Annotated in this window: 11 protein-coding genes and 1 riboswitch; of the genes, 3 read left to right on the top strand and 8 right to left on the bottom strand. The window is 61.0% G+C overall.

The features are described 5' to 3' along the window. Window positions 1–28: 28 nt before the first annotated feature. From RNA01_RS19125 to RNA01_RS19105, 5 genes are all read right to left on the bottom strand, one after another. Entirely contained in the window at window positions 29–3142 is a 3114-nt protein-coding gene (locus RNA01_RS19125) for an efflux RND transporter permease subunit (RefSeq protein WP_147181765.1), read from the bottom strand. Between the two features lie 41 nt (window positions 3143–3183). Continuing rightward, window positions 3184–4386, bottom strand: coding sequence for an efflux RND transporter periplasmic adaptor subunit (locus RNA01_RS19120; protein WP_147181764.1), 1203 nt, complete (start codon window positions 4384–4386; stop codon window positions 3184–3186). A 159-nt stretch (window positions 4387–4545) separates the two neighbouring features. After that, window positions 4546–5097, bottom strand: coding sequence for a TetR/AcrR family transcriptional regulator (locus tag RNA01_RS19115; RefSeq protein ID WP_147181804.1), 552 nt, complete (start codon window positions 5095–5097; stop codon window positions 4546–4548). 128 nt (window positions 5098–5225) lie between these two features. Beyond that, window positions 5226–6176 carry a phosphoribosylaminoimidazolesuccinocarboxamide synthase gene (locus tag RNA01_RS19110; RefSeq protein ID WP_147181763.1) on the bottom strand — a complete coding sequence of 317 codons (951 nt, stop codon included), beginning with the start codon at window positions 6174–6176 and terminating at the stop codon, window positions 5226–5228. A 197-nt stretch (window positions 6177–6373) separates the two neighbouring features. Further along, a complete protein-coding gene (locus tag RNA01_RS19105) occupies window positions 6374–7027 on the bottom strand; it encodes an energy-coupling factor ABC transporter permease (RefSeq protein ID WP_147181762.1) in 654 nt (217 codons plus the stop codon). A 52-nt stretch (window positions 7028–7079) separates the two neighbouring features. Further along, window positions 7080–7293, bottom strand: a riboswitch (cobalamin riboswitch). A 184-nt stretch (window positions 7294–7477) separates the two neighbouring features. Between RNA01_RS19105 and RNA01_RS19100 the strand changes: the two genes are divergently transcribed. Beyond that, the gene (locus RNA01_RS19100; RefSeq protein ID WP_147181761.1) at window positions 7478–7693 is read left to right on the top strand and encodes a hypothetical protein; all 216 of its coding nucleotides are present in this window, start codon (window positions 7478–7480) and stop codon (window positions 7691–7693) included. 237 nt (window positions 7694–7930) lie between these two features. Here RNA01_RS19100 and RNA01_RS19095 read toward each other — a convergent pair whose 3' ends face one another. Further along, window positions 7931–8377, bottom strand: a complete 447-nt coding sequence (locus RNA01_RS19095) for a helix-turn-helix transcriptional regulator (RefSeq protein ID WP_235916771.1) — start codon at window positions 8375–8377, stop codon at window positions 7931–7933. Continuing rightward, window positions 8374–8808, bottom strand: a complete 435-nt coding sequence (locus RNA01_RS19090; protein ID WP_147181760.1) for a hypothetical protein — start codon at window positions 8806–8808, stop codon at window positions 8374–8376. Before RNA01_RS19090 ends, RNA01_RS19095 begins: the two co-directional genes overlap by 4 nt. 118 nt (window positions 8809–8926) lie before the next feature. On the opposite strand from RNA01_RS19090, the gene RNA01_RS19085 reads away from it, so the two are divergent. Both RNA01_RS19085 and RNA01_RS19080 read left to right on the top strand, forming a co-directional pair. Further along, a complete protein-coding gene (locus RNA01_RS19085) occupies window positions 8927–10378 on the top strand; it encodes an aldehyde dehydrogenase (protein ID WP_147181759.1) in 1452 nt (483 codons plus the stop codon). A gap of 58 nt (window positions 10379–10436) precedes the next feature. After that, complete coding sequence (locus RNA01_RS19080; protein WP_147181758.1) at window positions 10437–11882, top strand: aldehyde dehydrogenase; 1446 nt, start codon at window positions 10437–10439, stop codon at window positions 11880–11882. A gap of 191 nt (window positions 11883–12073) precedes the next feature. Here RNA01_RS19080 and RNA01_RS23910 read toward each other — a convergent pair. Further along, window positions 12074–12261: hypothetical protein (locus RNA01_RS23910; protein WP_210245777.1), on the bottom strand; the 188-nt coding region annotated here is incomplete at its 5' end.

Below are 12261 nucleotides of genomic sequence, written 5' to 3'. Positions count from 1 at the left end.
TTTTGTTAACCTAACAAGTCGTTGATTGTCATGACAGCGCTTCTTTCGGTTTTGCACGGGTTGTGAGCTTGCGCACGATCACGAAGAAGGACGGTACAAAGAAGATACCGAGCAGGGTCGCCGCCATCATGCCCCCCAGAACGCCGATGCCGATCGAGTTCTGCGCCGCCGAGCCGGCGCCCGTGGCAACTGCCAAGGGCACAACGCCGAGGATGAAGGCAAGCGAGGTCATGATGATGGGCCGCAGGCGGAGGCGTGCCGCTTCAAGGGTGGCGTCCATCAAACTAGCTCCCTGCTCCATCCGATCGCGAGCGAACTCGACGATCAGGATGGCGTTCTTCGCGGCGAGGCCGATCGTCGTCAGCAGGCCGACCTTGAAGTAGACGTCGTTCGCCTGTCCGAAGAAATGCGCTGCGGTAAGCGCCCCGAGCACGCCGACCGGCACGGCCATGATGACGGAGAAGGGAATCGACCAGCTTTCATAAAGTGCGGCAAGGCAGAGGAAGACAATCAGGATGGACAGGGCGTAGAGAACGGGGGCTTGGGAGCCGGACAGCCGTTCCTGGTAGGAAATTCCCTGCCAAGCGACAGAGTATCCGCCGTCAAGGCTTGCCGTGAGGCGTTCCATCTCATCCATCGCGTCGCCGGAGCTGACGCCCGGTCCTGCTGCCCCTTCCAGCGAAATAGCGCTTGTGCCGTTGTAGCGCGCCAAGGTCGGCGGGCCGCCCACCCATGAGACCTGACTGAAGGCGGAGAAGGGCACCATCTCGCCGCCTTTATTGCGGGCATACCAGTGGCCGAGATCGTCCGGCTGCATGCGATAGGGCGCGTCGCCCTGAACGTAAACCGGCTTCAGTTCATTGTTGAGCGTGAAGTCGTTGACGTCACGGCCGGCGAATATCGTGGACAGCATGGAGTTCACCGTCGCCAGGTCTACGCCCATGGCGCCCATCTTCTCCTGATCCAGCAGAACCTTGAGCTGACTTTCAGCATCGGGGCTGTTGGATCGCAGTGAGCTGACCTTGGCGTTCGAGGCTCCCAATCCAATGAGCTTTTTCGATGCCGCCGTCAGCGCCTCCGTTCCGGTGTTGCCGCTGTCGACGATATACATGGAGAAGCCGCTGGATGTGCCGAGACCTGGGATGGCCGGCGGCTGAAGTGGGAATACCATGGCGTCGCGAAGCGTGAAGAAATATCCCATCGCGCGCCGCACGACCGCCGAGGCGGCGAGTTCCGGTGCCTTGCGCTCGTCGAAGTCCTTCAGCTTGGCGAACACCAGCGCATAGTTCTGGCCTTGTCCGACGAAGCTGAAGCCGGACACCGCAAAGACGTCCTGAATGGCGGCGGTTTCCTTCTCGAGATAGTAGTCCTCGATCTTCTTGATCACCTCTTCGGTGCGGGCCGTCGTTGCGCCGTTGGGGAGCTGGATGATCGTCATCAGCACACCCTGATCCTCCTGTGGCAGGAAGGAGCTCGGCAGGCGCGTGAAGATCCAGGCGCAGCCGCCAACGACGATGGCGAACATCAGCATGACGCGCATGGGGCGCTTCAGCAGATAGCCGATGCTGGAGACATAGCCGTTCGTGGTCCGGTCGAAATTCCGATTGAACCAGGCGCCGAGCCCGTGCCGCTCTTTTGTGTGGTCGATCGGCTTTAGCATGGTTGCGCAGAGGGCCGGTGTCAGTACGATGGCCACGACGGCCGAAAGCAGCATCGCCGAAACGATGGTCACCGAAAACTGCCGGTAGATGATCCCGGTCGAGCCGCCGAAGAAGGCCATCGGAATGAACACCGCGGTGAGGACTAGAGCGATGCCGATGATCGCGCCGGTGATTTCACCCATCGACTTCTCGGTCGCCTCGAGCGGCGAAAGTCCTTCCTCGGACATGATGCGCTCGACGTTCTCGACCACGACAATAGCGTCGTCGACGAGCAGGCCGATGGCCAGAACCATGGCGAACATGGTGAGCGTATTGATCGAATAGCCGGTCAGCGCCAGGATGCCGAAGGTTCCGAGCAGAACAACCGGCACGGCGATCATCGGAATGAAGGTCGCGCGCAGGTTCTGCAGGAAGATCAGCAGCACGAAGAAGACAAGAACGATCGCCTCGATCAGCGTATGGACCACCTTCTCGATCGAAAGCTGGACGAAGGGCGAGGTATCGTACGGATAGGTGATGATGACGTTTTCGGGCAGCGTCGGCGCAATTGCGCTCAGCGCGCTCTTCACACGCGCAGCCGTATCCAGGGCGTTGGCGCCGGTTGCCAGGTTGACGGCGAAGCCGGTCGCCGGCTTGCGGTTGGCGCGGGTGTTGGTGGAATAGCTCTCCTGGCCGATTTCGATGCGCGCAACATCGCTCAACCGAACGGTCGCGCCATCGGTTTCCACCTTCAGAATGATGGATTCGAAATCCGAGACACTCTGCAACTGGCTCTGCGCGGTCACGGTGACGTTCAACTGCTGGCCCGCCGCAACGGGTTGGCCGCCTAGCGAACCCACAGACACCTGGGTGTTCTGGGCCTGGATGGCGCTGGTGACGTCGTTGGGCGTCAACTGAAATTTGTTGAGCTTGAACGGGTCAAGCCAGACGCGCATGGCATAGCCCGTGCCGAAGACTTCGATGCTGCCGACGCCTTCCAGGCGCTTGATCTGGTCCTCGATCTGAGAGGAGAAGATGTCGCCGAGTTCGACCGGTCTGCGGGCGCTATCCGTCGAAACCAGGGCGCCGACGAGCAGAATACTCGACGTTGAACGGGTTACAGAGATACCGGCCGTCTGCACGACGTCCGGAAGCTGCGACTGTACGAGCTGTAGCTTGTTCTGCACCTGGACCTGGGCAATGTCGGGTTCGATGCTATTGCCGAAAGTCAGCGTTACAGTGGCACGTCCGGTGTTGGACGAGGACGTCATATAGGTCAGGTCATCAAGGCCGGTCATGCCGTCTTCGATGATCGATGTCACTGATTTCTCGACCGTTTCGGCGCTTGCGCCGTTGTAGGTCGCGGAAATGCGCACGGTGGTCGGTGCGATCTCCGGATACTGGGAAATTGAAAGCGTGAAAATCGCCATAGCTCCGCCCAGCATGATCACGATCGCGATCACCCAGGCAAAGATTGGACGATGAATAAAGAATTTGGCCATTGGTTACCCCTTAGCGCCTTGATACTGCCTGCCGTGCCCGTTCAGGGTTTTGCGGCCGGGGTTGCTTCCGGTGCCTTTGGCGTTTCAACAACGAATCCCTTGTCGTCGATGGTCGATTCCACCGGTGCGACCGGCGCGCCGTCACCGATCCACTGGAACCCGTCGACAATCAGCTTGTCGCCGTCATTGATCCCTTCGGCAACCAGCCAGTTGTTGCCGGATACGCTGCTTTCGGCGAAGGTGCGTGTCTCCACAACATTCTGTACGTTGACAAATTTGGCGGTCAATGCGCCACGCGCATCACGCATGGCTGCGCGCTGCGGGATCAGGTAGCCGTTTTCCTTGCCGACCGTGACCAAAGCGCGGACATACATACCCGGCAGGATAAGATTGTCCGGATTGTCGAATACGGCGCGGATCGAATAGGTGCCAGTCGTTTCGCTGACCGCCATTTCCGACATGTCGAGCTTGCCAACATGCGGATACTCGATGCCATCTTCCAGCGTCAGCTTGATGTCGGTCGTCTCTTCGCCATCACTCGTGCGTCCGGCGGCGATCGACTGCTTCAGGCGTAAGAGGTTGGCGCTCGATTCCGTCAGTTCGATGTAGATCGGGTCGAGGCGACGCAGCGTGGTCAGGGCACCCGTCTGGTTGGCTGTCACGACGTTGCCGATCGAGAAGTTCGACGCGCTTGTCACGCCTTCGAAGGGCGCATGGATTTCGGTGAGGTCGAGGTTGATCTGCGAGGAGTTCAGCGCGGCCTTGGCTTCGGCAACGTCAGCCTTTGCCTGCAGCAAAGTCACTTTCGCGTTTTCAAATTCGATCTGCGTCGCGCCACTGCCGACGAGCCGCTCATACCGTGCGAGATTGGCCTCGGCACTCGGTACGCTGGCCTCAGCCTTGGCAAGGCTTGCATCCGCCTGGGCGACCTGGGCGCGGTAGGTGTCGTCCTCGATCTTGTAGAGGAGGTCACCTTCCTTGACTTCGCTGCCTTCCTTGAAGGCGATTTCCTTGATGATGCCACTGACGCGCGGGCGCACCTCGGCGACCTGAAAGGCCGCGGCTCGGCCCGGAAGAAGCGTTGTCAGGGGTTGCTCGCCCTTTTTCATGATGACGACGCTGACCGGGGACGGTGGACGCTCGGCGCCGGCAGGAGCTTTACTTGCTGTGCCTGCGTCGCTGCAGCCAACCAGAGCGGTGGAGAGGGCCAAAAGGGCTGTGGTCAGCTTAAGATGTCTTTTCATTGTCTTTTCCGGGTCATCAATGGGGCGGAGTCAATCTAGCGCTACTATAGAACGGACTGCCAGGAAAATTAACTCTCGTTAATCAGTCGGCCACGCGCCCCACTGGTCAGTGGAACGGAGGCCTCGCATTTATCGCTAAGTGACGTATTCGAACTATCGTCACTTAGCAAGCGGGCTTTGCAGCGCAGCATTGATGAGGGCGACGACTTCGCGGCAACGTGTTGCCAATATGTCAGCCTTCTCGTTGGCGATCATCACGGGATGTAGCACGCAGGCGAGAGCGAATATGGCCGTCTGTGCGGCCTGGCGGCTGTTGGTGGCGGTGTAAGTGCCCTGGACAATGCCGTCGTCGATGATGGTCCGGACAGTTGCGAGCAGCATGTCTCGGTAACGGTGGCCGCACTCGAGGTCGTCCTTGGCTGTCAGCAACACCATCTCGAACAGATAGGGGTTTTCCGCCAGATCGCGCAGATGGCTATCCATCAGTTGCTTGACGAGATCATACAGCCGCTCGGGTGCGGGCTTTCCGGCGTCGAGGCAGGCAAGGCGGGCCAGCGTGGTTTCGATGTGGTGTGCGGAAATCGCGTCGACCAAGCTCGTCTTAGAATGGAAGTGCTTGAACACATTGGCCGGCGACATGCCGAGCGCGGCGGCGATGTCGGCGATCGCTACGCTGGCATAGCCGCGCGTGCGAAACAGTTCCTCCGCCATATTGAGGATGGCTTCGCGCGTTTCTTCGGCGGGGCGTCTAGTGCGGCGGACCGGCGAAGCAGACGTAGCATTGCTACATGCTGCGCCCTTTAGTGATTTCGCTTGGTCGCTCAAGGTAGACAAGGTCCTCAGCCCCTCGGAAAATAGGCGGCGAGATTTGCCCGCACGCGGTCGCGCGGCGTCTCGCCACGCTCGTCGGGCACAAATTGCTGCCCGGTGATCGTCTCATAAGCCTTAATATAGACCCTCGAAGTCTCTTCGACCAGCGCGACCGGGATTTCCGGGATTTCGTCCTTGTAGGGGTCGCAACGTTCGGCGACCCAGGCCCGGACGAAGTCCTTGTCGAAGCTCGCCGGCCGTTCGCCGTTCGCGAAGCTCTGCTGGTAGCTCTCGGCGATCCAGTAGCGGCTGCTGTCCGGGGTGTGGATCTCATCGGCGAGCAGGATCCGGCCGTCGCTGTCTGTGCCGAATTCGTATTTGGTATCGACGAGAATCAGACCGCGCTTGGCGGCGACTTCCTGGCCACGGGCAAAGAGTGCCAGGGCATAACGCGAGACGGTGTCCCACTGCTCCTTCGTCAACAGGCCCTCGGAGACAATCTGCTCGGCGCTGAGCGGTTCGTCATGGCCCCCATCGAAAGCCTTGCTGGTCGGCGTGATGATCGCCTGCGGTAGGGCCTGATTGTCGCGCAGGCCATCCGGCAGGGTGATGCCGTACATGTTGCGCTCGCCCTTCTTGTAGAGCGTGAGGATCGAGGTGCCCGTTGTGCCGGCGAGATAACCACGCACGACAATCTCGACCGGCAGGATGTCGAGCCGCTTGCCGACCACGACATTTGGGTCCGGATAGTCGAGCACGTGGTTCGGGCAGATGTCGGCGGTTTGCTCGAACCAGTAGCGCGCCGTCTGGGTCAGTACCTGGCCCTTGTAGGGAATGCAGGTGAGGATCCGGTCGAAGGCGCTCAAGCGGTCGGTCGAGATGATGATGCGACGGCCATCGGGCAGATCGTAGTTCTCCCGCACCTTGCCACGATAGTAGTTGGGCAGTTCGGGGAAATGTGCTTCGGAGAGAATGCGCAACGGCGTTGCCCTTTGATCAGGGGTCGAAACGGCGGACATGCCAGCCGGACCGTGGTTTTGAGCCAGCCGAAATTCGAGCGCGGCGGCTTCTGTAAGGCCGGTAGCGCAAGCGGGCGGTTTTTTCAAAGAAAAAAGCGCGTGACCTGGTCACGCGCTCCTCTGGATGCCATTTTCGTGGCCTCCCGGCCGCGACTTGCTCAGGCGAAGGTCAGCCGGTTCACTTCCGTCATCTTGGCAACGATCCCGTTCGAACGGATGCCCTTGATGAGGGTAACGGTCGCAAAGGTGATGAAGGCTTCGACGACAAAGACCGGGAAGTAGGCGGCAACCCAGGTCGCCCAGTCGGCAACGGCGAAGCTGTCATTTGAGATCATCAGCCAGAAGCCGACCATGGTCGAGACGCCGGCATAGTAGACCGCATCGATCCTCAGCACCTTGCCGAGGCTGAAGCGATCACGGACATTGGCGTCGAACAGGCGACGGCCGAAGCTGTAGTGAACCGCGATCATCGGAATCATCAGCGACAGCGCATTGACACCGAGATGCGGGATGTCGCCGGGCTCGAACAGGAACACCTGCAGAACGAGGCCGAGTGCGAAACCGAGCATGGCCGGTGCAAAGCCGAACAGCATATAGATCGTCGTCGCGCCGATCAGATGGAGTTCGGATGGGCCGACCGGCAGGTGCCAGATCTGCATCATCGCGGAGAAGCCGACGGCTGCCAGCGCGGTCTTGGGGATGTTGAGCGGATTCTTGATGAGTGCCGGCACCTGCGAGGCCACAACGGCGAGGGCTGCCGCGTTCGCCAAGGCGATACGGACCGGATCGATAATTCCAACTTCAATATGCATTTGTCATTCCTTTCGTCCGCGCCCGCCGCGCGGTTTTAAGTGGGGTTCCGCTCTCGCGGCGTCTGTAATGGCAGGTCTCCTGGCTCGCGGGTCTTCGCTCGGTCCGCCTTATCAGCCGTCAAGGCCAATGACATTATGGACGTTGCTCTCCGCTCACAGTTGCGGGGGCAGCCACGGTTTCGGCCCCTGATGGGTAATCCTCACCGTATTCCCTCTTCGTTCACCTCTCCGTTCGGATCGGTGAAACCATCACTTCGACACTAATAGGATCAATGCCCAGCGCATGTCCAGAAGCGCCATCCATTTTGCCGGCCCGTCTTTGCTGGGGGATGGCGTTGCTTCACCGCCATTGCATCTGGCAAATGTCATTTTGCCGCATTGTCGCTCCCTGTCTGAGTCGATAGGTGTGACGAAAATCAAGAACGGGCCTGCCCCGGAAAGGAAAATGCGATGATTGCGAGGATGGTCTACCACGTGCCGGTGTTCGGCTGGATGCTGAAGGAGGCCGTCAGCGGGCCGATCACCGCCAAGGTATTGTTCATTCTCAATCTGCTGCTTGTCTGGCTGCTCGCCATCCTCACCTTCGGCTATCCGGCCATTATCATTCCGGCGCTGGCGGCGGTGCCGAGCATGTTCGTGATTCTGATCCTGATCACCAAGGGCTGAAGGCTTGCGTACCCGGGGCTGACGGTGGCAATAAATGCGGCGGCATGGCGGCCTTGTTCGCGGGGTGCGAAGAACACCACACGGCTGTCGATGCCGGCGGCCGACAGATTGACCACTCTTGCTCCATGACCATGCCCCGGCATTGGCGCTGCGACGGGAACGCGTTGTGTGTTCCAAGCTTGTGGTGATGATGCCGGACGAAGGGCATGACAGGACGTATATGCCTTATGGCGCCTCTCAAGGCCAGTCGGCGTAGCTCGCTGCGCCGGCAGCTCGTTGCTCCTCGCCTGCCGTGCGGACGCGCCGGCGGTAGGCGGCTGGAGACAGACCGGTCTGCCGTTTGAAGAAGTGGCTGAAATAAGTTGGGTCGCGAAACCCCAATTGCTCTGCGATCTGCTGAATAGTGCGAGCCGAACGCTCGAGGTGCAGCATCGCCTCGCGCGTCAGTCGTTCATGGACAAGCTGCAATGGTGGTCGGCCCGTCGTGCGACGACAGATGTCATGCAGTCGGTCTGCCGTTATGCCAAGATCGTCGGCATAGGCGGTCATGGGGCGCTGGCGCCGGAAATTGCGCTCGACCAGTTGGCGGAACCGATGAAGCAGGCTTGCCGATCCGGCCTCGGTCGCGGCTGTGTCGTGGTCCTGAAGCATCAGGCGGCAGGCCTCGATCAGGACAAGTTTCAAGTAGCAACCGGCGGCCGGCGCGCGTCGCCGCTGTCACCGTCACGCTCCCGCGCAAGGCCGGCAAGCAGCGGCGAAAGCCGCGCCATGTCGCGCCGCTCCACGGCGGCCGCCCGACCGTCTCCGGCCAGAAGACCGAGCAGAAGATCACTCCTCTCTTGTGCCTGTTCATCAAGCATAGCGGGGCCAAGGCTGATCAGGCTGGTGCTTGACCCAGCCTCGATAAAAAGCGGGAGGTCCTCCCCGCCGGGCAGCATGACGAGGCACGGACCCGTCCAGGCTTCTGCACCTGAGTCGTCATCGAGACGCGCCCGGCCGCTTTGGACGAAGAGAAGTCGTCCCATCGTTCTTGTCCCGGAAACGACGCGTAGCGTTCGCGGGGCAAGGGACGGCTGGAGCCACAGGAAGTCGGTCTCGTTGGCATCTTGCTCCATGGTCTCGCGCCTCTCGAAATTTTCCCGAAAAAACTCATTTTAAACCCAAAATATCGCATTCTCAAGTGCGTACCAGCCGTCTAATGTCACCCTGCCTTTGGGAGGAGGCATTATAGGCATGTTCCATTCGAGGCTCATTATCGACAATCGCGACGAGGACGCCGAGGGCTCGGCGGCTTTCACGCGGCTTGACCCGATCAGCGGCGCTACCGCGACGATCGCGTCGGCCGCGACGTTGGATGATGCGAGCCGGGCGGCCAATGCCGCAGCCGCGGCTTTTTCCGATTGGTCCGTGACCGGGCCGAACACGCGACGCAAAATCCTCACCGAGGCAGCCGGCCGCCTCTTGGCCCGCGCGGATGATTTTATCGCCGCCATGACCGCCGAGACGGGGGCCACCGAGGCCTGGTGTCGTTTCAATCTTGAGCTTGGTGCGGAGATCCTGCGTGACGCGGCCGGCATGGCGACGCAGATCTGCGGCTCTCTTCTGCCTTCCGACCAAGGTGCCTTGCTCTCCATGGGGCTGCGTCAGCCGGCCGGTGTTTGCCTCGGCATGGCGCCGTGGAATGCTCCTGTCATTCTCGGGGTCAGAGCGATCGCCATGCCGCTCGCCTGTGGAAACACTGTGGTGCTCAAGGCTTCCGAACTGTGTCCGCAGACCCATCGCCTGATCGGCGAAGTGATGATCGAGGCAGGAACGCCGCCGGGTGTCGTCAATGTCGTCAGCAATGCGCCAGCCGATGCCGAAGACATTGTTGAGGTTCTGATCGCCCATCCGGCCGTCCGTCGCGTCAATTTCACCGGCTCGACCCGCGTCGGCAGGATCGTCGCGCAAATCGCGGCGCGGCATCTGAAGCCCTGTCTGCTGGAACTTGGCGGCAAGGCGCCATTCCTTGTGCTCGCTGACGCCGATCTCGATCATGCAGCCGATGCGGCGGCTTTCGGCGCCTTCTTCAATCAGGGGCAGATCTGCATGTCGACCGAGCGGATCATCTTGCTCGACGCGATCGCCGACGATTTTGCCGAGCGTTTTGCCGCAAGAGCGCGGGCGATCCGAGCCGGTGAGCCGCGGGTATCGGGCATGGCACTCGGCTCGATGATCGGCGCGGAGGCGGTGCAGCGGGTAAGAGGGCTTGTCGATGATGCGCGTGATAAGGGTGCGCTTCTGCTGGCCGGCGGAACGGTCCATGGCAACTTCATGGATGCGACAGTGCTTGACCATGTCACGCCGCACATGCGGCTCTATCGCGAGGAGAGCTTCGGGCCGGTTGCGGCGCTGATCCGGGCAAGAAATGTCGATGAGGCTGTGACGATCGCCAATGATTGCCAATATGGCCTGTCGGCCGCTGTTTTCGGCCGTGACATCAGTCAGGCGCTCGCGGTGGCGCGGCGCATTGAATCCGGCATCTGCCACATCAATGGGGCGACAGTTTCCGACGACCCGCATGCCCCATTTGGCGGGGTCAAGGCCAGCGGCCACGGTCGCTTCGGCGGCCAACAGGCGATCGAAGCCTTTACCGAATTGCGCTGGATCACCGTCAATCCGCGCCGCGAACCCTATCCGATATAGGATCACCACCACCACTTTTCCGTCAGCCCATTCCCATAAACAAAGAGGACACCGAGAGATGGACATCAAGCAGATCATCAATGGCGAAGCGGTCGGAGCAATCTCCGGCAAGACCTTTGTCCGCCACGATCCCTTTACCGGAGCCGTCGCCAGCACGGCGCCGGCCTGTGGCGTCGAGGACGTCAAGGCGGCTGTCGCTGCGGCCTCGGCCGCATTCCCGGCCTGGTCGAAGACCGGCCCCGGCGCCCGGCGCGCACTTCTCTCCAAGGCTGCCGATGTGATGGACGCCAAGGCGCCTGATTTCATCGCCCTGCTGACGGCCGAAACGGGCGGCACCGCCCCCTGGGCGGGCTTTAATGTCATGCTGGCCGCCAACATGCTGCGCGAGGCGGCGGCGATGACCACCCAGATCCACGGTGAGATCATTCCGTCCGACAAGCCGGGTTCGTTGTCGATGGGTGTTCGCCAGGCGGCCGGCGTCTGCGTCGGGATCGCTCCATGGAACGCGCCGGTCATTCTCGGCACGCGCGCCATCGCTATGGCGCTCGCTTGCGGCAACACGGTGATCCTGAAGGCCTCCGAACAATGCCCCGGCCTGCATGTGATGATCGGCCAGGTGCTGGTCGAGGCGGGCCTGCCGGCTGGTGTCGTCAACGTCATCACCAATGCGCCCGAGGACGCGCCGCAGGTCGTCGAGGCCCTGATCGCCGCGCCCGAGGTCAAACGGGTCAACTTCACGGGCTCGACGCGCGTTGGCCGGATCATCGGCGAACTTTGCGGTCGCCACCTGAAGCCGGCGCTGCTCGAGCTCGGCGGCAAGGCCCCTTTGATCGTCCTTGATGACGCGGATATCGACGGTGCGGTCAATGCGGCCGTTTTCGGCGCCTTCATGAACCAGGGTCAGATCTGCATGTCGACCGAGCGCTTCATCGTTGATGAAAAGGTCGCCGACGAATTTGTCACCAAGCTCTCGGCGCGCGCCGCGCAACTGCCGGCCGGTGATCCGCGTGGCCATGTCGTCCTCGGCTCGCTGGTCAGCCCGGAGGCGGCCGCCAAGATGGAGGCCATGGTGGCCGATGCGGTGGCGAAGGGGGCAAAGGTCGTGGCGGGCGGAGAACGCCACGGTTCGGTCTTCGAGGCGACGGTCATCGACGGCGTCCATGATGGCATGCGTGTCTTTACCGAGGAATCCTTCGGACCTGTCAAGCCGGTGATCCGGGTGGCTAACGAGGCGGAGGCGATCCGTGTCGCCAATGACAGCGAATACGGTCTTTCCTCCGCTGTCTTCAGCCGCGATGTGCAGCGTGCCTTGCGGGTGGCCGACCAGCTCGAGACCGGCATTTGCCATATCAACGGTCCGACCCTGCATGACGAGGCGCAGATGCCGTTCGGCGGCGTCAAGGGCAGCGGCTATGGTCGCTTCGGCGGCAAGGCGGCCATCGCCGAATTCACCACGCTGCGCTGGGTAACGATCGAGGATCCGCAGCAGCACTATCCGTTCTGAGGATAGCCACGAAGCGGCCAGCGGGAAGGGGTTCTCGCTGGTCCCACACCCATCGCGCGATCGGATATCCAGCATTAAAATTGAAGATTGTGGCTCCCGTTTATAGAGCAGCAATTGCTAAGGCGTTGGCGAGACTATTTCCAGCGGACCGGATCTAAGTTGAATGCATGGTCTGAATTTATCTCGTTTTTTCAGCTGCTTATCAAAAACGACAGTTTTTTGACAATTGGCTGTTGACGGGAAAAGGGAGTGGCCGTATAAGCCGCTTCACCGAACGAGAGGGCGGCGCCGACGAGGCGAGCGGCACTCTGGTTCAGACTTAAACCTCTTAAAATTGGCTGAGACGCTGATTGTTTGCCGGGCTTTACGGTTTGGCGAG

It is taken from the genome of Paenirhizobium naphthalenivorans, from assembly GCF_007992095.1.
GTDB classification, from domain to species: Bacteria; Pseudomonadota; Alphaproteobacteria; order Rhizobiales; family Rhizobiaceae; genus Allorhizobium; species Allorhizobium naphthalenivorans.
Note: the sequence above shows the minus strand (reverse complement) of the source record. Positions and strands in the feature narration are given on the sequence as shown.

What these genes read in the sequence shown, in the direction of transcription:
- RNA01_RS19125 (WP_147181765.1), bottom strand. Translation starts at nt 3,142, where the DNA reads ATGGCCAAATTCTTTATTCATCGTCCAATCTTTGCCTGGGTGATCGCG.
- RNA01_RS19120 (WP_147181764.1), bottom strand. Translation starts at nt 4,386, where the DNA reads ATGAAAAGACATCTTAAGCTGACCACAGCCCTTTTGGCCCTCTCCACC.
- RNA01_RS19115 (WP_147181804.1), bottom strand. Translation starts at nt 5,097, where the DNA reads ATGGCGGAGGAACTGTTTCGCACGCGCGGCTATGCCAGCGTAGCGATC.
- RNA01_RS19105 (WP_147181762.1), bottom strand. Translation starts at nt 7,027, where the DNA reads ATGCATATTGAAGTTGGAATTATCGATCCGGTCCGTATCGCCTTGGCG.
- RNA01_RS19100 (WP_147181761.1), top strand. Translation starts at nt 7,478, where the DNA reads ATGATTGCGAGGATGGTCTACCACGTGCCGGTGTTCGGCTGGATGCTG.
- RNA01_RS19090 (WP_147181760.1), bottom strand. Translation starts at nt 8,808, where the DNA reads ATGGAGCAAGATGCCAACGAGACCGACTTCCTGTGGCTCCAGCCGTCC.
- RNA01_RS19085 (WP_147181759.1), top strand. Translation starts at nt 8,927, where the DNA reads ATGTTCCATTCGAGGCTCATTATCGACAATCGCGACGAGGACGCCGAG.
- RNA01_RS19080 (WP_147181758.1), top strand. Translation starts at nt 10,437, where the DNA reads ATGGACATCAAGCAGATCATCAATGGCGAAGCGGTCGGAGCAATCTCC.